General features: G+C 75.2%; 6 protein-coding genes. 4 read left to right on the plus strand and 2 right to left on the minus strand.

Features of this window, described 5'->3' with window-relative positions:
* Positions 1 to 3: 3 nt before the first annotated feature.
* The 4 genes from WMF31_RS15005 to WMF31_RS15020 are packed head-to-tail and all read left to right on the plus strand — an operon-like array spanning position 4 to position 20,789.
* Positions 4 to 6,411, plus strand: a complete 6,408-nt coding sequence (locus WMF31_RS15005; RefSeq protein WP_436602604.1) for an amino acid adenylation domain-containing protein — start codon at positions 4 to 6, stop codon at positions 6,409 to 6,411.
* Positions 6,412 to 6,415: 4 nt separating this feature from the next.
* Positions 6,416 to 15,325, plus strand: a complete 8,910-nt coding sequence (locus WMF31_RS15010; protein ID WP_436602605.1) for an amino acid adenylation domain-containing protein — start codon at positions 6,416 to 6,418, stop codon at positions 15,323 to 15,325.
* Positions 15,322 to 19,338, plus strand: a complete 4,017-nt coding sequence (locus WMF31_RS15015) for a non-ribosomal peptide synthetase (protein ID WP_436602606.1) — start codon at positions 15,322 to 15,324, stop codon at positions 19,336 to 19,338. Before WMF31_RS15010 ends, WMF31_RS15015 begins: the two co-directional genes overlap by 4 nt.
* Entirely contained in the window at positions 19,335 to 20,789 is a 1,455-nt protein-coding gene (locus WMF31_RS15020) for a diaminobutyrate--2-oxoglutarate transaminase (RefSeq protein ID WP_436602607.1), read from the plus strand. Before WMF31_RS15015 ends, WMF31_RS15020 begins: the two co-directional genes overlap by 4 nt.
* A 19-nt stretch (positions 20,790 to 20,808) precedes the next feature.
* Here WMF31_RS15020 and WMF31_RS15025 read toward each other — a convergent pair whose 3' ends face one another.
* Entirely contained in the window at positions 20,809 to 21,312 is a 504-nt protein-coding gene (locus WMF31_RS15025; RefSeq protein WP_436602608.1) for an SRPBCC family protein, read from the minus strand.
* Complete coding sequence (locus WMF31_RS15030) at positions 21,287 to 21,646, minus strand: ArsR/SmtB family transcription factor (protein ID WP_129349371.1); 360 nt, start codon at positions 21,644 to 21,646, stop codon at positions 21,287 to 21,289. Before WMF31_RS15030 ends, WMF31_RS15025 begins: the two co-directional genes overlap by 26 nt.
* Between the last annotated feature and the right edge of the window lie 68 nt (positions 21,647 to 21,714).

Raw genomic sequence — 21,714 nt, forward strand, 5'->3', positions numbered from 1 at the left:
ACCGTGTCTACCAAGCCTGATCCCTCTGCCAACATCGAAGGCGTCTATCCCCTCTCACCCATGCAGGAGGGGATGCTGTTCCACACGCTGCTCCGCCCGTCCTCGGGCGTCTACCTCATGCAGAACCGCTATCGCATCGAGGGCGATCTGCAGCTCGACGCGTTCGAGCGGGGCTTTCGAGAGGTGGTGGCGCGGCACGCGATCCTGCGCACCTCCTTCGTCTGGAGGAGCCAGAAGCGCCCGCTCCAGGTCGTCCACAAGTCCGTGGAGCTGCCGTTCCAGGTGCTCGACTACCGGGGCCTCACCGGAGAGGCGCAGGAGGCGCGCATCGCGGCGGAGCTCCGCGACGAGCTCGACCGAGGGCTCGACTTCGGCAAGGCGCCGGTGATGCGCCTGCGCCTCGTCCGGCTGGGCGACCGGACGTACGAGTTGATCCACAGCTTCCACCACATCCTCCTCGACGAGTGGTGCACGTCGCTCCTGATGATGGACTTCCTCGCTCACTACGAGGCGCTGGTCCGGGGCGACGCGTCGCGCCCCCCGCCCGCGCGCCCCTACCGCGATTACATCGACTGGCTCGGGCGGCGGGACGTGAAGGCCGCGGAGGCGTTCTGGCGGGGCGCCCTCGAGGGCTTCGGGGCCCCGACGCCGCTCGGGTTCGAGGAGCGCGCCGAGGGCGCGGCGGCCGCGGATCACGCCGAGATCGACGACCTCGAGCTCCGGCTCGGCGCGGCGCCCACGGCCGCGCTGCGCGCGCTCGCGCAGCGCCATCGCCTCACGCTCAACACGATCGTGCAGGGCGCCTGGGCCCTGCTCCTCAGCCATTACAGCGGCGAGCCCGAGGTGCTCTTCGGCGTCACCGTCGCCGGGCGCCCGCCGGAGCTGCCAGGGGTCGAGTCCATCCTGGGCCTCTTCATCAACACGCTGCCCCTGCGCGTCCCGGTCCCCGCGGACAGGCCGCTCCTGCCGTGGCTCGCCGCGCTGCTCGATCAGAACCTGAAGCTGCGGCAGCACGAGCACACGCCGCTCGTGGACATCCAGCGCTGGAGCGAGATCGAGCGCGGACAGCCGCTGTTCCAGAGCCTCCTCGTGTTCGAGAACGCGCCGGTCGACCCCGCGCTCCGCGAGGGGCGCATCGTCTTCCGGGTCGGGGGCGTCCGCGACCGCGTCCACACGAACTACCCGCTCACGCTCATGTCGTGGCCCGACGCCGAGCTGCCCCTCAAGCTCTCCTACGACAGGTCGCGCGTCCGGCCCGAGCTCGCCGCGCGCCTGCTCGGGCACCTCCGCGCCCTCCTCGAGGGCATGGCCGCGCGGCCCGGCGCGCGCCTCGGCGAGCTGCCGCTGCTCACGCCGGCCGAGCGGGCGCAGGCGCTCGTCGCGTGGAACACGACGCCCGCCGTCGAGGAGGATCTCTCGTCCTACGCCGCGCGCTTCCGCGCCCAGGTCGCGCGGACGCCCGAGGCCGTCGCCGTGACCTGCGGGGACGCGCGGCTGACCTACGCCGCGCTGAACCGCGACGCGAACCGCGCGGCGCACGCGCTGCGCGCGCGCGGCGTCGGTCCCGAGCAGCGGGTGGCGCTGCTCGACGACCGGGGCATCCCGCTGCTCACCATGATCCTCGCCGTGTTCAAGGCGGGCGGGGCCTACGTGCCGATCGACCCCGCCTACCCGGCCGAGCGCGTGGCGCAGATCCTCGCGTCGAGCGCGCCCCGCGTCGTGCTGACGCGCGAGCGGCACCGCGGCGCCCTGGAGAGCGCCATCGCGTCGCTGCCCGAGGCGCGCCGGCCGGCGATCGCCACCATCGAGCGCGCCCTCGACGAGGCCTCGTCCGACGAGGACCCGGAGGAGCGCGGCGGACCGGGGCACCTCGCCTACGTCATCACCACGAGCGGCTCCACCGGGGTGCCCAAGGGCGCGATGGTCGAGCGGCGCGGGATGCTCAACAACATGCTGAGCAAGATCCCGCGGCTCGGCCTCGCGGCGGGCGACGTCATCGCGCAGACGGCGTCGCCGTGCTTCGACATCTCGGTCTGGCAGCTCCTCACCGCCCTGCTCTTCGGCGGCACGGTCGACATCGTGCCCGACGAGATCACGCGCGATCCGGGCCGCCTGCTCGACCACATCGAGCGCCGGGGGATCGCCGTCGCCGAGGTCGTCCCCGCCGTGCTCCAGGGCATGCTGGACGCGGCCCTCGAGCGCCCCGCGCCGCCGGCCCTCGGGCGGCTGCGCTGGATCCTGCCGACCGGCGAGGCGCTCCCCGCCGCGCTCGCCGCGGCGTGGCTCGACCGCTACCCGGCGGTGCCCCTCATGAACGCCTACGGGCCCGCGGAGTGCTCGGACGACGTGGCGCTGCACGCGATCACCGCGCCGCCGGCGTCGAACGAGGCGCAGGTCCCGATCGGGCGGCCGGTGGACGGCCTGCGGCTCTACGTCCTGGATCACCTGCTCGCCCCGTCGCCGGTCGGCGTGACCGGCGAGCTCTACGTGGGCGGCGTCGGCGTCGGGCGCGGCTACCTGGGCGAGCCGGGCCGGACCGCCGCCGCGTTCCTGCCCGACCCCTTCAGCCAGGCGCCGGGGCGGAGGCTCTACCGGACCGGGGATCTCGGTCGCTACCGCGACGACGGCACCATCGAGTTCGCCGGGCGGCGCGACCACCAGGTCAAGCTGCGGGGCTACCGCATCGAGCTCGGCGAGATCGAGGCGCGGCTCGCCGAGCACCCCGCCGTGCGGGAGGCCGCGGTGCTCGTCCGCGAGGACCGGCCGGGCGTGCGGCGGCTGGTCGCCTACGCGGCCGCTTGCGCTGACGTGGCCGCGGGCGCTCCAGCGCCGCCCGCGGAGGCGCTGCGCGCGTGGCTCGCGGAGCGCCTGCCCGAGTACATGGTGCCGTCGGCCTTCGTGCTCCTGCCGGCGCTCCCCCGCACGGCGAACGGCAAGGTCGACCGGCGCGCGCTGCCCGCCCCCGGGTCCGGCGACGCGCGGCGCCACGTCGGGCCGCGCACGGCGACCGAGGAGCTGCTCGCCGGGATCTGGGCCGAGGTGCTGGGCGTGGAGCGGGTCTCCGTGGAGGACTCGTTCTTCGACCTCGGCGGCCACTCGCTGCTGCTGACGCAGGTCCTCTCGCGCGTGCGCCGCGTGCTCGACGTCGAGCTCCCGCTGCGCGCGCTCTTCGAGACGCCGACGGTGGCCGCCCAGGCGCGCGCCGTCGAGGCGGCCCGGCGAGGCCCCCTGGCTCCCCCGGCGCCGCCGCTCGTCGCCGCGCCGCGGAGCGGCCCGCCGCCGCTCTCCTTCGCGCAGGAGCGCCTGTGGTTCCTCGCGGCGCTCGAGGAGACCGCGGCGTCCTACAACATCCCGGCGGCGGTGCGCCTGCTCGGGCCGCTCGACGTGGCCCGGCTCGAGCGCAGCTTCGCCGCGGTGGTCCGCCGCCACGACCCGCTGCGCACCACGTTCGAGGAGCGCGACGGCCGGGCCGTGGCGCTCGTCCACGCCGAGCGGCCGGTGGCGCTCGCCCTCGGGGACGTCCGCGGCGCGCCCGGCGAGGCGCGCGAGGCGGAGGCGCTGCGGCGGCTCGAGGAGGAGGCCCGCCGGCCGTTCGATCTCCGCGGCGGGCCGCTGCTCCGGATCGCGCTCGTGCGCCTCGGCGAGCGCGAGCACCTCTTGCTCGTCGTCCTCCACCACATCGTGTCGGACGGGTGGTCGATGAACGTCCTCGTCCGCGAGGTGGCGGAGCTCTACGCCGCCGACGCGGAGGGCCGCGCCGCGGCGCTCCCGGCGCTCCCGATCCAGTACGCCGACTACGCGAGCTGGCAGCGCGCGTGGCTCGCGGGGGCGGCGCTCGACCAGCACCTCGCGCACTTCCGGCAGCGGCTCTCCGCGGAGCCGCCCGTCCTGCGGCTGCCCACCGACAGGCCGCGCCCCGCCGCGCGGACCTACCGGGGCGCCCGCCACAACTTCGCGCTCCCGCGCGAGCTCTCCGCCGCGCTCGGCGCGCTCGCCCGCGGCCAGGGCGTCACCGCGTTCATGCTGCTCCTCGCCGCGTTCCAGGCGCTGATCGCGCGGAGGAGCGGTCAGACCGACTTCTGCGTCGGCACGCCGATCGCGGGCCGCACGCGCGTCGAGCTCGAGGACCTCATCGGGCTGTTCGTCAACACGCTCGTGCTGCGGGCGGACCTCGCGGGGGACCCGCGCTTCACGGATCTCCTCGCGCGGACGCGGGAAGAGGTGCTGGCCGCGCAGGCGCACCAGGATCTGCCGTTCGAGCAGCTCGTGAAGGCGCTCCGGCCGGCGCGGGATCTCGGGAGCACCCCGCTGTTCCAGGTGATGTTCTCGCTCCAGGAGGCCTCGCGGCGCGCGCTCCCCCTCGCCGACCTCGAGCTCCGGCCCGTCGAGGTGGATCCGGGCAGCGCCCAGTTCGACCTCTCGCTGCACATGGCGACCGCGCCGGAGGGGCTGAGCGGCTCGTTCGAGTACAGCACGGAGCTCTTCGAGGCGCCCACGATCCGCCGCATGGCGGACGACCTCCGCGCCCTGCTGGAGGCGATCGTGGCGCGGCCGACCGCGCGGCTCGGCGAGCTCCCGCTGCCCGAGGCGCCGGCCCCGGCGCTGCCCGAGGCGGCGGCCCCGGCGCTGCCCGAGCCGCCCGAGGCGGCGGAGCGCGCGGGCGCGGCCCTCGAGGTGGCGCCGCCCCCCGGCGCGGGAGGCGCGCCTCGCGCCGCGGCGCAGGACGCCGCGCCGGCCACGGACGTCGAGGCGGAGCTCGCGCGGATCTGGGCCGCGGTGCTGGGCCGCGAGCGCGTCGGCCGCCACGACAACTTCTTCGAGCTGGGCGGCGACTCGATCCTGAGCCTGCAGGTCGTGTCCCGCGCGAAGCAGGCGGGCCTCCGCCTGACGGCGCGCCAGATGTTCCAGCACCAGACCCTCGCGGCGCTCGCGGCGGCCGCGGGCGTCGCCTCGGCCGCGGCGTCGGCGGGGGAGGGGCCGGCGGGGGAGGGGCCGGCGACGGGCGACGTCCCCCTGACCCCGATCCAGCGGCGGTTCTTCGCGCGCGATCTGCCGAACCCCCATCACTGGAACCAGGCGCTCCTGCTCACGGTCGCCGAGCCGCTCGACTGGCCGGCCCTGCAGGCGGCGGTGCAGGCGCTCGTCGGCCACCACGACGCCCTGCGGCTGCGCTACGTGCCGGAGGGGGGCGGCTATCGCCAGACGCACGCGCCCGGCGAGCCCGAGGCCGTCGCGCACCGGGCGGACCTCTCCCGGGTGCCCGAGGCCGACCTGCCGCGGGCGATCGAGGCGCACGCGTCCCGGTGGCAGGCGAGCCTCGACCTGACGGCGGGGCCGGTGCTCCGCGTGGTCGGCTTCGACCTCGGCGCCGGCCGGCCGGGGCGGCTGCTCCTGGCCGCGCACCACCTCGTCGTCGACGGCGTGTCGTGGCGGATCCTCCTCGACGACCTGCAGACCGCCTACGACCAGGCCCGTCGCGGGGCGCCGGCCGCGCTGCCCGACAGGACCACCTCGTTCAAGCGGTGGGCGGAGCGCCTCGAGGCCGCGGCGCAGGGCGCCGCCCTCCAGGAAGAAGCGGCCTACTGGCTCGGGCTCCCCTGGGACCGGGTGGCGCCGCTGCCGGTCGATACGCCGGCGGGGGATCGCGCGGAGGTGGCCATGGCCACGCTCAAGGCGGGCCTGAGCGGGGCCGAGACGCGGTCGCTGCTGGAGGCCGTGTCGGACGCGTACCGGACGCGCGTCGACGAGCTCTTGCTGGCCGGGCTGGCCCTCGCGCTGGCGCGGTGGACCGGCCAGGGCGTGGCGGCGATCGAGGTCGAGGGCCACGGGCGCGAGGCGCTCGACGGCGAGGACCTGGACCTGTCGCGCACCGTCGGCTGGTTCACGAGCGCCTACCCGGTGCTGCTCGAGGTCGCGGGGGACGCGGCGCCGGGCGACGCGGTCAAGGCGGTGAAGGAGCAGCTCCGCCGCGTCCCGCGGCGCGGCCTCCCCTACGGCGCGGTGCGGGAGCTCGGCGCGGGGGCGATCGCCGACCGGCTGCGCCGCCTGCCGACGCCGGGCGTCGCGTTCAACTACCTGGGCCAGTGGGATCAGGTGGTCGGCGCCGGCGCGCGGTTCTCGCTGGCCGCGGAGTCGCCCGGCGCCGAGCACGACCCGCGCAGCCCGCTCGCGTACGAGATCGAGATCGACGCGGCCGTGTACGACGGCCGGCTCGAGGCGACCTTCCGTTACAGCGCCGCGCGTTGCCGGCAGGAGACGGTCGCGGCGCTCGGCGCGCTGTGGCGCGACGCGCTGAGGGAGCTGATCGCGCACTGCCTGTCACCCGAGGCCGGCGGCTACACGCCGTCGGACTTCACGGACGTCGCGCTCGCGCCGGACGAGCTGGACTCCATCCTGGAAGCTTTGGACTGAGGCCATGACGAACAAGAAGAAAGACGTCGAGTCGATTCACTACCTCTCCCCGCTCCAGCAGGGATTGCTCTTTCACGCGATCTCGGACCGGTCCGCCGACCCGTACTTCGTCCAGACGGCCTTCCTTCTGGAGGGGCGGCTCGATCTCGACGCCTTCGAGCGCGCCTGGCAGGCGCTCGCGGAGCGGCACCCCATCCTGCGCACCGGCTTCGTCTGGGAGGGCGTCACGAGGCCCGTGCAGGTGGTCCGACCACGGGCGGCGATCCCCGTGGCGCGCCACGACCTGCGCGGGCTCGCGGCCGGCGAGCGCGAGGAGGCCCTCTCCGCGCTCCTGGCCGCGGACCGGCGCGCCGGCTTCGACCTGCTGAAGGCGCCCCTCATGCGGCTCACGGTGGCCCAGGCCGGGGAGGAGGCCTTTTATTTCATCAACAGCCATCACCACCTCTTGCTGGATGGGTGGAGCTTCGCGCTGCTGCTGCGCGAGGCGCTGCTCGTCTATCGGGCGCTCGCGCGGGGAACGGTTCCCGAGCTGCCGCGGGCGCGCCCGTACCGGGAGTACCTGAGCTGGGTGCAGGCCCAGGACGAGGGCGCGGCCGAGCGGTTCTTCCGCGGCGCGCTGGCCGGGTTCCGGGCGCCGACGCCGCTCCCGATGGAGGCCGGCCCGGCGGCGGCCGCGGCGGGCGACGGCGCGTTCCCCTGCGCCGAGCAGGCGCTGCGCTTCTCGCGGGCGGAGACGGAGGCGCTCGCGGCCTGCGCGCGCCGCCTGCGCGTCACGCTGAACACCCTCGTGCAGGGCGCGTGGGCCCTCCTGCTCTCCCGGCACGGCGGAGAGCGCGACGTGGTCTTCGGCGCCACGGTGTCGGGCCGGCCCCCGGACCTCCCCGGCGCCGAGGCCATCGTCGGCGTGTTGATCAACACCCTGCCGGTGCGGGTCCGCGTGGACGAGCACGAGCCGCTCGCCGCGTGGCTCTCGCGGCTGCAGGACCGGAACAGCGAGCTACGCCAGCACGAGTGGACCCCCCTGTCCAGCGTCCAGCGCTGGAGCGAGGTGCCGGGCGGGCGGTCGCTCTTCGACACCCTCGTGGTGTTCGACAGCTACCCCGAGGAGGACGTGAGCGGCGCGCAATCTGCCGTGCGCGACGTGCGCGTCCGTGCCCTCCCGCGCCCCGGCGGCGGGCGCGTCGGCGACGCCCTGCTCACCGCCGGGCGCAACAACTACCCGGTGTCGCTCATCGTCGAGCCGTCGAGCGAGCTCGGGCTCCTCCTGAGCTACGAGCGCCGCCGCCTCGCGCACGAGGCCGCGGCCAGCCTGCTCGGCCAGTGCCGCGCGCTGCTCGAGGCGATGGCGGCGCGGCCGGGCGCCCGCCTGGCCGAGCTGCCCCTCGTGAGCGGCGCGGAGCGGCGGCGCCTGCTCACCGCCTGGAACGCGACGGCCACGGCCTCCGCGCCGGCGGCCTGCGTCCACGAGCTCTTCGAGGCGCACGCCGCCGCGCGGCCCGACGCGCCCGCGGTCGTCTGCGAGGAGACGGCGCTGACCTACCGGGAGCTCGACCGGAGGACGAACCAGCTCGCGCGGCGGCTGCGGGCGCTCGGCGTGGGGCCCGAGGACCGGGTCGTCCTGTGCATCGAGCGCTCGGCGGAGATGGTCGTCGCGCTGCTCGGCGTGCTCAAGGCGGGCGCCGCGTACGTGCCCGTCGACCCGAAGTTCCCGCGCGCGCGGCTCCGTGCCGTGGTGGAGGACAGCGGCGCGCGCGTCGTGGTCACGCAGCAGCGGTGGGCCGGCGCGTTCGACGGGCCGGGGCCCGCGCTGCTCTTCCTGGACCGCGACGCGGGCGCCCTCGCGGCCGAATCGGACGCGCCGCTTGGACAAACGGCCCGGCCCGACAACCTGGCCTACCTCGTCTACACCTCGGGCTCGACCGGGCGCCCGAAGGGCGTGGCCGTCGAGCACCGCCACCTCGTGAGCTACGTGCGCGGCGTGCTCGCGCGGCTGCCCCTCGCCGAGGGCGGCGGCATGGCGCTGGTCTCGACCGTGGCCGCGGACCTCGGGCACACGTCGCTCTTCGGCGCGCTCTGCTCGGGCCGCGCGCTGCACGTCCTGTCCGAGGCGCGGATCTTCGATCCCGACGCCACCGCCGAGTACATGAGCCGCCACGGGGTCGACGCGCTCAAGATCGTCCCCAGCCACCTCGCCGCGCTCCTCGAGGCGGCGCGGCCCGAGCGCGTGCTGCCGGCGCGCTGCCTCGTGCTCGGCGGAGAGGCCTCGAGCTGGGAGCTCGTCGAGCGGATCCGCACGCTCGCGCCGGGCTGCACCGTCGTGAACCACTACGGCCCCACCGAGGCGACCGTTGGCTCGCTCACGTGGCAGATCGACCCCGCGGCCGGCCGCTCCGGGGCGACCGTGCCCATCGGCCGGCCGCTCCCCCGCACGCAGGCGTACGTTCTTGGTGTAAATTTCGATCCGGTGCCGGTGGGCGTGCCCGGGGAGCTCTACCTGGGCGGGGCTTCCGTGGCGCGCGGCTACCACGCGCGCCCGGAGCTGACGGCGGAGCGCTTCGTCCCGGATCCGTTCGGGGGCGTCCCGGGGGGCCGGCTGTACCGCACCGGGGATCGGGCGCGCCGGCTCGCGGACGGCGCGATCGAGTTCCTCGGGCGCACCGACCACCAGATCAAGCTGCGCGGCCACCGCGTCGAGCTCGGCGAGATCGAGGCCTGCCTGCGCGAGCAGCCCGAGGTGCGCGAGGCGGTCGTCGTGGCGCGGGACCACGAGGGGACGAAGCGCCTCGTGGCCTACGTGGTGGGCCGCGAGGGGGCGGTCCTCGACGCGGCCGCGCTGCTCGCGCGGCTCGCGCAGCGCTTGCCGGACACCCTGGTGCCGAGCGCGATCGTGCCGCTGCCGGCGCTGCCGCTGACCGCGAACGGCAAGATCGACCGCGCGGCGCTGCCGGAGCCCGACGCGGCCCGCGCGCCGCGCAGCGACGGGCACGTCGCGCCGCGCACCGACGTGGAGGCGACGCTCGCCCGGATCTGGGCCGAGGTCCTGCGCCGCGGGCCGGTGGGCGTCCACGACGACTTCTTCGCGATGGGCGGCGACTCCATCATGAGCCTGCAGATCATCGCCCGCGCCAACCGGGAAGGGCTGCGCCTCTCGCCCAAGCAGATCTTCGCGCACCGGACGATCGCCGCGCTCGCGGGCGATCTGGCCGAGGCGCCGGCCGCGCCGGCGCCGCCGGCCCCGCCTCCGCCGCCCGCGATCGAGCCCTTCCAGCTCGCCCGGCTGGAGCGGGCGCAGCTCGACGCCCTGCTGCAGGCCGATGACGGCATCGAGGACGTGCTCCCCGCGTCCCCGGTGCAGCAGGGCATGCTCTTCCACTCGCTCCTGACGCCGGAGGCGAGCCCGTACTTCAACCAGATCGTCTGCACGTTCGCGCGGGGCCTGGACCTCGAGGCGTTCGCGCGGACCTTCGAGGTCCTCAGCGCGCGTCACGCGATCTTGCGGACAGGCTTCCTCACCGGCGTCGCGGAGCCCCACCAGGTCGTGCGGCGGGCCGTGCGCCTGCCGATCGAGGTCCTCGACTGGCGGGAGCTCTCGGGCGCCGAGCGGGCGGCGGCGCTCGAGCGCTACCTCCGGGACGATCGCCGGCGGGGCTTCCGGTTCGAGGAGCCGCCGCTCATGCGGGTCGCGGTGATGCGCCTCTCGGAGCGCGTCGACCGGGTCGTCTGGAGCGTTCATCACGCGCTGCTCGACGGCTGGTGTCAGGGGCTCGTCCTCGAGGAGTGGCTGACGCTCTACGAGGAGGCGCGGCGCGGCGCGCTCGGGGAGCGCGAACCGGCGCCCCCCTACCGGAGCTACATCGCGTGGCTCGGGCGGCAGGACATGGCGGCCGCCGAGGCCTTCTTCCGGGCTCACCTGAAGGGGCTGACGGCGCCGACCCGGCTGCCGGAGCCCACCGAGGCCCCGCAGGCGCCGGGCCACGCCGGCTTCCGCGAGCGCCGGGCGCTGCTCTCGCCGGACGCGACGAGGGCGCTCCAGGCGTTCGCGCAGGCGCAGGGGGTCACGCTCAACACCGTCGTGCAGGCCGCGTGGGCGCTGCTCCTCGCCCGCTACAGCGGCGAGTCGGACGTGCTCTTCGGGATCACCGTGGCCGGCCGCCCCGCCGACCTGCCCGAGGCCGGCTCCATCATGGGCGCGTTCATCAACTCGCTCCCCCTGCGCCTGCGCGTCCCACCGGCCGCGCGGCTCGCGGACTGGCTGCAGCAGATCCAGGCGCTCAACCTGGAGCTGCGGCAGTACGAGTACAGCCCGCTGGTGCAGGTGCAGCGATGGAGCGAGGTGGCGCCGGGCGCGCCGCTCTTCGACTCGCTCCTCGTGTTCCAGAACTACCCCGTGGACCAGGCCGTCGACGAGCACCGGCGGGCCCTCGGGATCGAGGTGAGCACGGCGGAGGCCTGGACGAGCTACCCGCTCACGATCTACGTCGTCCCCGGCAGCGAGCTCGCGCTGACGCTCTCGTTCGACGCGCGGCGCCTCGATGAGGGCACCGTCGCCCGCATGGCGGCCGCGATGTGCGCGTTGCTCGAGCGCATGGCGGGCCAGCCCGAGGCGCGGCTCGGCGGGCTCGCGCCCCTCAGCGATCCGGAGCAGGAGCCGCCCGCCGCGACGCAGCGCGCGACGCGGCGGGACCGTCGATCGCAACCCTGCCTGCCGGAGATGCTCGCGGCGCAGGCGGCGCGGACCCCCGACGCCGTCGCGGTGACGTGCGGGCGAGAGCGCCTGACCTACGGAGCGCTGAACGCCCGCGCCAACCGGCTCGCGCACGCCCTGCGGCGGCGCGGGGTCGGCCCGGAGACGCTGGTGGGGCTCTGCGTCGAGCGCTCGCTGGAGATGATGGTGGGCTTGCTGGGCATCCTGAAGTCGGGCGGCGCCTACGTCCCGCTGGATCCCGCCTATCCGCGCGAGCGGCTCCGCGCCATGCTGGAGGACTCCCGGCTGCCGCTCCTCCTCACGCAGGAGAGCCTGCTCCACGCCTTGCCCGACGCCGGCGCGCGCGCGATCTGCCTGGATCGGGACTGGCCCTCGATCGCCGGTGAGCCCGATCGGGATCCGACGCCGCTCCTCGATGAGGAGAGCCTGGCCTACGTCATCTACACGTCCGGGTCCACGGGCCGGCCCAAGGGCGTCATGGTCCGCCATGGAGGGCTGACGAACTTCCTCCTCTCCATGCAGGAGCACCTCTCGCCCCCGCGGGACGTCGTGGTGCTCGCCACCACGTCCATCTCCTTCGATATCGCCGCGCTGGAGCTGTTCCTGCCGCTGCTCACGGGCGGGCGGGTGGAGCTCGCCCGCCGCGAGGACGTGGCGGACGGCGAGCGCCTCTCGGCGCTGCTCCGCGCGTCCGGCGCGACGCTGATGCAGGCGACGCCGACCGGCTGGAAGACGCTGCTGGAGAACGGCCGGCCCCGGCTCGCCGGCCTGGCCGTGCTGTGCGGCGGCGAGGCCTTCCCGCGGGAGCTGGCGCGCCAGCTCCTCGAGGCGGGCGTGGCCCCCTGGAACCTCTACGGGCCGACGGAGACCACCGTCTGGTCGAGCCTCCACCGCGTGACCGCAGGCGACGGGCCGATCCCGCTGGGGACCCCGATCGCCGACACCGAGCTTCACGTGCTCGATCGGCAGCTCTACCCGGCGCCCCTCGGCGTGGCCGGCGAGCTCTGCATCGGGGGCGCTGGCCTCGCGCGAGGGTACCTCGATCACCCCGATCTGACGGCCGATCGCTTCATCCCGGATCCGTTCAGCCCGGAGCCGGGCCGCCGCCTGTACAGGACCGGCGACCTGGCGCGGTTCCGGCGCGACGGCACCCTGGAGTTCCTCGGGCGGCGCGACCACCAGGTCAAGATCCGCGGCTTCCGGATCGAGCTGGGCGAGATCGAAGCGCAGCTGCGGGCCTGCCCGGATGTGCGCGACGCGGTGGTCGTGGCCCGCGAGGACGCGGGGACGCCGCGCCTCGCCGCGTACGTCATCCCGGCGCGGAGCGCGGCGCTCACCGCCGATGGGCTGCGCGCGTGGCTGAAGGAGCGGCTGCCCGACCACATGGTGCCCTCGGCCTACGTGTGGCTCGACGAGCTGCCGCTGACGCCGAACGGCAAGGTGAACCGGAAGGCCCTGCCCGCGCCGGGGCTCGTCGCGCGCGAGCAGCGCGCGCGGCCCCGCACCGCGACGGAGGAGATCGTGGCGGCGATCTGGGCCGAGGTGCTCGGCCTCGAGGCCGTCGGCGTGCACGAGAGCTTCTTCGAGCTCGGAGGGCACTCGCTCCTGGCCACCCGCGCGATCTCCCGCATCCGCGGCGCGTTCCAGGTGGAGCTGCCGCTCAGGTCGATCTTCGATCACCCGACCGTGGCGCAGCTCGCCGGCGCCGTGGACGAGGCCGAAGAGCAGCAGCGCGGCGCGATGCCGCCGCCGCTCGTCCCGGTGCCGCGGCAGGGGCCGCTGCCGCTCTCGTTCGCCCAGCAGCGCCTGTGGTTTCTGGCGCAGCTCGAGCCCGACAGCGCCGGGTACAACATGACCGCGGCCGTGCGCGTCGAGGGGGAGCTCGACCTCGCGCTGCTCCGGGAGAGCCTCGTCGCGCTCGTCCGGCGCCACGAGTCGCTGCGGACCACGTTCGGCGTGGCCTCCGGCGAGCCGGTGCAGGTGATCGCGCCCGACGGCGCGCCGGATTTCGAGGTGGTGGACCTGTCGGCGACGCCCGCCGCGGAGCGCGGCGCGCAGGTCCAGCGCCTGGCCGCGGACCGCGCGGAGCGGCCGTTCGACCTCGGCCGCGGCCCGCTCCTGCGGGTGACCGCGATCCGGCTGCGCGACGACGAGCTCGTGCTGGTCGTCGTCGTCCACCACATCGTGGCGGACGGCTGGACCATGGGCGTGCTGGTCGCGGACCTGGCCGAGCTGTACGCGGCGGCGAGGGCCGGGCGGCCGCCGGCGCTGCGGCCGCTGCCGGTCCAGTACGCGGACTTCGCGGTCTGGCAGCGGCGGTGGATGCAGGGCGCGACCCGCGAGGCGCTGCTCGGCGCCCTTCGCGAGCGGCTCGCCGGGCCCCCGCCGGCGCTCGATCTGCGCCCGGATCACCCCCGGTCCGCCGCGTCGAGCTACCGCGGCGGGCGCCACACGATCGCGGTGGACCGCGCGCTGTCCGAGGCGCTGCGCGCGCTCGGCCGGCGCGAGGGCGCCACCCTGTTCATGACGCTGCTCGCGGCGTTCCAGGTCGTGCTCCTCGGGCGCACGGGCCAGACCGACCTCCTCGTCGGGACCGACGTCGCGGGCCGCAACCGCGCGGAGACCGAGGGGCTCATCGGCTTCTTCGTCAACCTGCTGGTCCTGCGCACGGATCTCGGCGGCCTGCCCACGTTCCGGGAGCTCCTCCGGCGGGTCCGCGAGGTCACGCTCGACGCGTACGCGCACCAGGATCTGCCGTTCGAGCAGGTGGTCGACGCCGTGCGGCCGGCCCGCGAGCCCGGCCGCCACCCCCTCGTGCAGGCGCTGTTCGTGCTGCAGAACGTGCCGGCGTCCGAGATCTCGCTGCCCGGGGTGCGCTTCAGCCCGGTGGAGCTCGACCGGGAGGTGTCGCGGTTCGACCTCGGCGTGTTCGTCGAGGAGGGCGACGAGGGGCTCACGTGCGCGTGGAAGTACCGCGCCGATCTGTTCGAGCCGCCGACCATCGCAGCGATGGCGGCCCACTTCATGGCCGTGCTGCGGGCCATCGTGGACGACCCCGACCGCCGCGTGACGGCGCTCGCGGCAGCGGAGAGGAAGGGACGCACCGTGGAAGGACGCGCGCGTGACGAGGGCCGGCTCCGGAGCCTCAAGCGCATCACCCCCCGCAAGGTGGACGTCGGCCCGAGCGCCCTGGTCGCGACCGGCACGCTGGGCGACGGGCCGCTGCCGCTGGTCGTGAGGCCGGCGGTCGACGACGTGGAGCTCGCGGCCTGGGCCCGCGAGGAGCGGGCGTTCGTCGAGGCGCAGCTCCTCCGGCACGGGGCCGTCCTGTTCCGCGGCTTTTCGATCCGGACCGTGCAGGAGTTCGAGCAGGTCGCGCAGGCCGTCTGTGGCGAGCTGTTCGGCGAGTACGGGGATCTCCCGCGGGAGAAGACCGGGCGGCACATCTACGGCTCGACGCCCTATCCGGCCGACAAGGCCATCCTGTTCCACAACGAGAGCTCGCACCTGCCGCGCTGGCCGCTCAAGCAGTGGTTCTTCTGCGTGCAGGCCGCGCCGGAGGGCGGCGCGACGCCGATCGTGGACTGCCGGAGGCTCCTCGGGGCGCTCGCGCCCGACGTCCGCGAGCGCTTCCGGCGGTCGGGGCTGCTCTACGTGCGGAACTTCACGCCGGGCTTCGACGTGGGCTGGCAGGACTTCTTCCACACCACCGATCCCGCGGTCGTGGAGGAGCGCTGCCGCGCGGGCGGCATGCGGTGCGAGTGGCTCGCGGGCGGCCGGCTGCGGATCAGCCAGCGCGGGCCGGCGGTGCTCGCGCACCCGAAGACGGGGGAGCCGGTGTTCTTCAACCAGATCCAGCTCCACCACCCGGCGTACCTGGACGCGCCGGTGCGCGCGTCGCTCCTGGCCATGGTCGGCGAGGAGTGGCTGCCCCGCAACGTCACCTACGGCGACGGCGCGCCGATCGAGGTCGAGACGACCCGCGCGCTCGGCGAGGCCTACGAGCGCTGCGCCGTGCGGTTCCCGTGGCAGGAGGGCGACATCCTCCTGCTCGACAACATGCTCGTGGCCCACGGCCGCGATCCGTTCTCCGGCCCGCGGAAGATCGTGGTGGCCATGGGCGAGATGATGACGGCCGAGCGGACGGAGCAGGCGGCCCAGGGCGCCGAGCGGGCGGAGCAGGCGGCCCAGGGCGCGGTGGCGTCATGACGACGCAGGTCACCGAGATGGGGCCGAGCCTCCAGGGCGTGCGCCTGTCGCCGCAGCAGCGGCGCCTGTGGGCGCTCCACCGGAGCGGGACGACGGTGGTCACGCGCGGGCTGATCCGGCTGGAGGGGGACCTCGATCCCGCGCGGCTGGCCGGCGCCCTCGGCGAGGTCGTCGCGCGCCACGAGATCCTGAGGACGGCGTTCCGCCGGGATCCGCGCCTCAAGTTCCCGCTGCAGGCCGCCTCCGGGGCGCCTCCCGCGTGGCGCCGGGTGGATCTGGGCGGGCGCGCGGCGGGCGAGCAGGAGGCGCGCGTCGAGGCGCTCTGGCGCGAGGCCGCGCGGCTCACGGTCGACCTCGAGCGCGGGCCGCTGCTCCATGTGTGGCTGGTGCGCCGCGCCGGGCGGCTGCACGACCTGCTCGTCGCCGCGCCCGCGCTCTGCGCGGACGCGTGGACGCTGGACCTCCTGTTCGGCGAGCTGGCCGAGGCCTACGCCGGCGTCGGCGATCGGCGGGAGCCCGCGGCGGAGCCGCTGCAGTATGCCCAGTTCTCCGAGTGGCAGAACGAGCTCGTCGGCGCGGCGGAGAGCGCCCCGCCGCCCGCGGGGGGGCCCGTCGTCCTCCCGTTCGAGGGCGCCGCCGGAGAGGGCGGCGCTTCCGGCGAGGTCGTCGAGATCGAGGTCGACGCGGCGCTGCTCGACCGGCTGGAGTCGCTGGCGCGCGGCGAGGGCGCCGCGCTCTCGTCGGTCCTGCTCGCGGCCTTCCAGGTGCACCTCGCGCGCCTCACCGGGGCGCGGGAGCTCGTCGTCGCCGTCGCCTCGCCGGGGCGGAGGATCGAGGACGTCCAGGAGGTCATGGGCCCGGTGGCCAAGTGGCTCCCGGTGCCGTGCCGCGTGGACGACGCGCAGCGGTTCGCGGAGCTGGTGCTCCGGGCGCAGGCCGGCGTCGAGGAGGCGACCGAGGAGGAGGAGCGCTGGAACCCCGACCAGCCGGCGGACGGCGGGGGGACCGGGGGCACCGTCGGCTTCGAGCTCTCCGCGCTCCCGGAGCCCCGGGTGGCGGGGGGCCTCGCGTGGCGCGTCGAGCGCCGGTGCACGGGCGCGGGCGGGCTCAAGCTCGCGCTCTCGGCCCAGCGCGGCCCGGGCCGCGTGCGCCTGTCGTTCTGGTACGACGCGCGCCGGTTCGGGGCGGAGGGGGTGCTGGGGATGGCCGAGCAATACCGGGCGCTGCTCGGCAGCGCGGCCGAGGCCTGGTCGGCGCCCGCCGCGCGCCTCGGCCTGCTCGGCCCCGCGGAGCGGGCGCGCCGGCTCTCGGAGGGCCGCGGGGCGGGCGGGGCGACGAACGACGCCGCGCCCCCGCCGTGCCTCCACGCCATGTTCGAGGAGCACGCGGCGCGGCAGCCCGACGCGCTGGCCGTGGTCGCGGGCGATCGGCGGCTGACCTACGGCGAGCTGAGCCGGCAGGCCAACCGGCTCGCCCACCACCTCCGCCGGCGCGGCGTCGGCGGCGGCAGCCCGGTCGGCCTCTGCGGCGAACGATCCGTCGACATGATCGCGGGGCTCCTCGGCGTCCTGAAGGCCGGAGGCGCCTACGTGCCGCTCGACCCGCACGCCCCCGTGCAGCGGCTCGCCCAGCAGATCCGGCGCGCGGATCTCTCCGTCCTGCTCACGAGCGCGGCCGTCCGCGCCCGGCTGCCGGACCTGTCGGACACCGATTGCGCCGTCCTCTCCCTGGACGACGCGGCGCTCTTCCACGGCGAGCACGGCGAGCCCGACGGCGACCCTGCCGTGCCGGTGCTGCCCGACGATCTCGCGTCCGTCGTCTTCACCTCGGGCTCGACCGGCGAGCCCAAGGGCGTCGGCGTGACGCACCGGGGCATCGCCAGCTACACCCGGTCGGTGTGCGAGGCGCTCGGGATCGAGGCCGGGCTGCACTTCGCGACCGTCTCGACGCTGAGCGCCGATCTCGGCAACACGAGCATCTTCGGCGCGCTCGCCTCGGGCGGGTGCCTGCACGTGATCGGCTACGAGACGGCGACCGACGGCCGGCGCTTCTCGGAGTACACCCGGCGCTGGCCGATCGACGTGCTGAAGATCGTGCCGTCGCACCTGAGCGCGCTGCTCGACACGGGCGCGGGGGCGGCGGTGCTGCCGCGGCGGCTCCTCGTGCTCGGCGGAGAGGCGCTGCCGCTCGCCCTCGTCGAGCGGATCGCGGCGCTCTCGAGCGGCTGCGCGGTGGCGAACCACTACGGGCCGACCGAGACGACGGTGGGCGCGCTGGTGCAGCCGCTGCGCGCGCTGCGCGATCCCCGCGGGTGCGCGTCGGTGCCGATCGGCCGCCCGCTGGCCAGCGCGGAGGCGTACGTGCTCGACGAGCGCCTGGAGCCGGCGCCGGCGGGCACGGTCGGCGAGCTGTACCTGGGCGGCGCGGGCCTGTCGCGCGGGTACCTCGGGCAGCCGGATCTGACCGCGGAGCGGTTCGTGCCGCACCCCTTCGGCGTGGGCGCGCGCCTCTACCGGACGGGCGATCGGGCGCGGTACCGACCCGACGGCGCCATCGAGTTCATGGGCCGGCGCGATCACCAGGTGAAGATCCGCGGCTACCGCGTGGAGCTCGGCGAGATCGAGGCGCGGGTCCGGGAGCACCCCGCGGTCGGGCAGGCGGTCGTCGTCGTCGCCGCCGCGCGCGAGGACGGCGCGGGCGGGCCGAAGATCGTCGCGTACGTCGTCCCCCGGGAGGGGGCGCTCGACGAGGCCTCGCTGCGCGCGTTCCTCAAGGATCGGCTCCCCGAGCACATGCACCCGAGCGACGTCGTGCTGCTGCGCGCGCTGCCGCTGACCGCGAACGGGAAGGTGGATCGGAGGGCGCTGCCCAGCCCTGCCGCGCGGCGGCGGCGCGAGCACGTCGCGCCGCGGACGCCGGTCGAGGAGGCGCTCGCGGCGATCTGGGCCGACGTGCTGGGGCGCCCGCAGGTGGGCGTCGAGGACGACTTCTTCGACCTCGGCGGGCACTCGCTGATGGCGATCCCGCTGATGCACCGGATCCAGCAGGCGCTCGGCGGCTCCCTGTCGTTGATGGCGATCTTCGAGGCGCCGACGGTCGCGGGGCTCGCCCGGCTGCTCGCGGCCGAGCGCCCGGCGTCGAGCGTCGTCGTGCTGCGCGCGGGCGGCGCGCGCCCGCCGCTCTTCTGCGTGGACTCCTCGGGCCTGCACGTCATGGCCTACCAGGGCCTCGCCGCGGCCATGGGCGAGGAGCGGCCGGTGCTCGGGCTCGATCTGGGCCCGTCGCTCGCGCGGGAGGCCGGGGCGCTCTCGCTCCCCCGGATCGTCGAGCAGCTCTCGCGCGAGATCCGGGAGCGGCAGGCGCGCGGGCCGTACCACCTCCTCGGGTGGTCTGTCGGCGGCGTGCTGGCGCTCGCCATCGCCCGGACGCTGGAGGCGCAGGGCGAGCGGGTCGCCTTCCTCGGCATGCTGGACGCGCAGCCGCGCACGCGGCTCTATGCGGGGGGCGAGCCGGATGTCGTCGAGGAGCTGGCCGCGTACGTCGATCAGGACCGGAGCGCGGCGCTGCTCGCGCTCCCGCCGGCGGAGCTCGACGCGCTGCGGGAGCGGCTGAGGGGGCTGCGCGACGGCGATCGCGTGGCGGAGGCGGTGCGCTGGGCGCAGGCCCGCGGCTTCGCGTCGCGCGACATCCCGCCCGCCGCCTACCACCACCGGTACGCGCTGCTCCGAGGCGCGGCCCTGCTCACGAGGGATCTGCCGCCGCTGTGCGTCGCGGCGCCGATCCACGTGTGGTGGAGCGCCGAGACCATCGCGCGCCACGGCGGCCCGCCCGTCGACTGGCAGCCGTTCACGGCGGGCGCGGTGCACACAGCGATTCTTCCCGGCGATCACATCGCCGCAGTGAAGGGGGCCGACGCGCATGCGCGCGTACGCGAGACCCTGGAGGTCCTCGACCCCGCGGAGCGCGCCCCGGAGCGCGCGGAGCGAACAACCCTCACCAGGGAGTCCCCATGAATCTGTCCGCAGCTTCCAGTATCCCTGTTTCGGATCAGGTCCCCGCGGCCCCCAGGCCGCCGCTGCACGCGGGGCTCGCCGCCGAGCTCGGCGAGCGTCACCGGCGGCGCGCGCTGTACGAGCTGGGGGATCACCCCTTGCTCGAGCGGCAGCGGCAGCGCGAGTCGAACGCCCGCTCGTACCCGCGGCGGCTGCCGCTGGCGCTCGCGCGCGCGCAGGGCGTGTATGTGGAGGACGTCGAGGGGCGCGTGTTCCTCGACTGTCTGGCCGGGGCCGGCACCCTGGCGCTCGGGCACAACCACCCGGCGGTCACCGACGTCCTGATGCGGACGCTGCACTCCGGGCTGCCGCTGCACACGCTCGACATCACCACGCCGGTCAAAGACCGCTTCATGCAGGACGTGCTCGGCGTGCTGCCGGCGCCCTTCGCCCGCCATGCGCGCATCCAGTTCTGCGGCCCCACCGGGGCCGACGCGGTGGAAGCTGCGCTGAAGCTGGTCAAGACCGTCACCGGGCGCGGCACGGTGCTCGCTTTTCAGGGCGCGTATCACGGCATGACGCAGGGCGCGCTCACCCTGATGGGCAACCTCGGGCCCAAGGTGGCGCTCGGCGGCAGTCTGCACGGCGTGCAGTTCCTGCCGTATCCGTACGAGTACCGCTGCCCGTTCGGGCTCGGCGGCGACGCCGGTGTCGCGGCCTCGCTCGCGACCATCGACAACCTGCTGTCCGACCCGGAGGGCGGCGTGCCCAGGCCGGCGGCCATCATCGTCGAGGCGGTGCAGGGCGAGGGGGGCGTGATCCCGGCGCCCGTCGCCTGGCTGAAGGGGCTGCGGGGGCTGGCGACGCGCCATGATATCCCCTTGATCCTCGACGAGGTGCAGACGGGCTTTGGCCGCACCGGGCGCATGTTCGCGTTCGAGCACGCGGGCATCGAGCCGGACGTGCTGGTCCTGTCGAAGGCGCTCGGCGGCGGGCTGCCGCTCTCGGTGGTGGTGTATCACGAGCGCTTCGACGCCTGGCGCCCGGGGGCCCACGCGGGCACGTTCCGCGGCAACCAGCTCGCCATGGCCGCGGGCTCGGCCACGCTCTCGGTGCTGCGCGCGGAGCGCCTGGACGCCGCGGCCGCGGAGCTCGGCGCGCGGCTGAGGGAGCGGCTCGCCGCGCTCGGCGAGGAGCACGCGTGCATCGGCGACGTGCGGGGGCGCGGCCTGATGATCGGCGTGGAGCTGGTGGACGCGGCGGCCTTGCCCGACGCGCTCGGGGCGCGCCCTGCCCACCGCGAGCTCGCGGCGCGCGTGCAGCGCGAGTGCCTGCGGCGGGGGATGATCGTGGAGCTCGGCGGCCGCCACGGCAGCGTGGTGCGGTTCCTGCCGCCGCTCGTCATCACCGCGGCGCAGATCGACGAGGTGGCGCGGATCTTCGGTGAGGCGCTCGCGGCGGCCTGCGTGTAGCCCGCTGATTACCCGGCGCTCACGACCGCTGCAGCTCTCCGACGAGATCCTCGAGGCGGTCGTAGCTGAGGGCCGCGCCCTTGTCCATGCCGGACGCGAGGACCGCGTCGCGCACTTCCAGCGACGGATAGCGGATCGTGACCGTCAATCGCGTCTTGCCGCCCTCCTCGGTGAAGACCGATGTCACCACCGAGACGACGTCCGGGTACTGCTCGAAGATCTCGGTGAACACGAGCCGGCTCGGCGGCGTGATCTCGCGGTACTCGCCGTGGAAGGCGGCCTCGCCCCCGGGGAAGCGGTTCACGAAGCGCCACGCGCCGCCCGGGCGGAGGTCGATCTCGCAGACGGGCACCGAGTAGCCCTCGCTCAGGCAGCCCCACCATCGCCGCACGTGCTCGGGTCGCGTCATCGCCTCGAACACGAGGTGCCTCGGCGCATTGAACACGCGCGTCAAGCAGATCTCGTGCTCCGACGGCGTCATGACCTTGAAGCTATCCTTATTTGCCGTGCTGCCCACCGCCATGATTCCTCTCTTTCGCTTGCAGTTCCTGTAGATACACGTCCAGACGATCGAGCCGCCCTTCCCAGAGCTGCCGGTAGTGCTCGGCCCAGTCGGCCACTTCCTTCAGGGGCGCCGCCTCGATCCGGCACCACCGCCACTGCGCGTCACGTCTCCGCGTGATGAGCCCCGCGCGCTCGAGCACCCGGAGGTGCTTCGAGACGGCGGGCATGCTCATGTCGAAGGGCTCGGCGAGCTCGGTGACCGAGCATTCGCCCGAGGCGAGACGGGCCAGGATCGCCCGACGTGTCGGGTCCGCCAGGGCGGCGAAGGTGGTGCTCAGCGGATCGGTCGGCATCTGAATTGAACCATATGGTTAATTAGCCTGTTGGTTAAATATGATGCGGAGCCGTGCTTGTCAAGCGC

The organism is Sorangium sp. So ce1036, assembly GCF_051369805.1.
In the GTDB taxonomy this organism is placed as follows: domain Bacteria; phylum Myxococcota_A; class Polyangia; order Polyangiales; family Polyangiaceae; genus Sorangium; species Sorangium cellulosum_F.

Bases quoted from the DNA above. Each gene is read 5' to 3' on its own strand.
- WMF31_RS15010 (WP_436602605.1), top strand. From the start codon at position 6,416: ATGACGAACAAGAAGAAAGACGTCGAGTCGATTCACTACCTCTCCCCG.
- WMF31_RS15015 (WP_436602606.1), top strand. From the start codon at position 15,322: ATGACGACGCAGGTCACCGAGATGGGGCCGAGCCTCCAGGGCGTGCGC.
- WMF31_RS15020 (WP_436602607.1), top strand. From the start codon at position 19,335: ATGAATCTGTCCGCAGCTTCCAGTATCCCTGTTTCGGATCAGGTCCCC.
- WMF31_RS15025 (WP_436602608.1), bottom strand. From the start codon at position 21,312: ATGGCGGTGGGCAGCACGGCAAATAAGGATAGCTTCAAGGTCATGACG.
- WMF31_RS15030 (WP_129349371.1), bottom strand. From the start codon at position 21,646: ATGCCGACCGATCCGCTGAGCACCACCTTCGCCGCCCTGGCGGACCCG.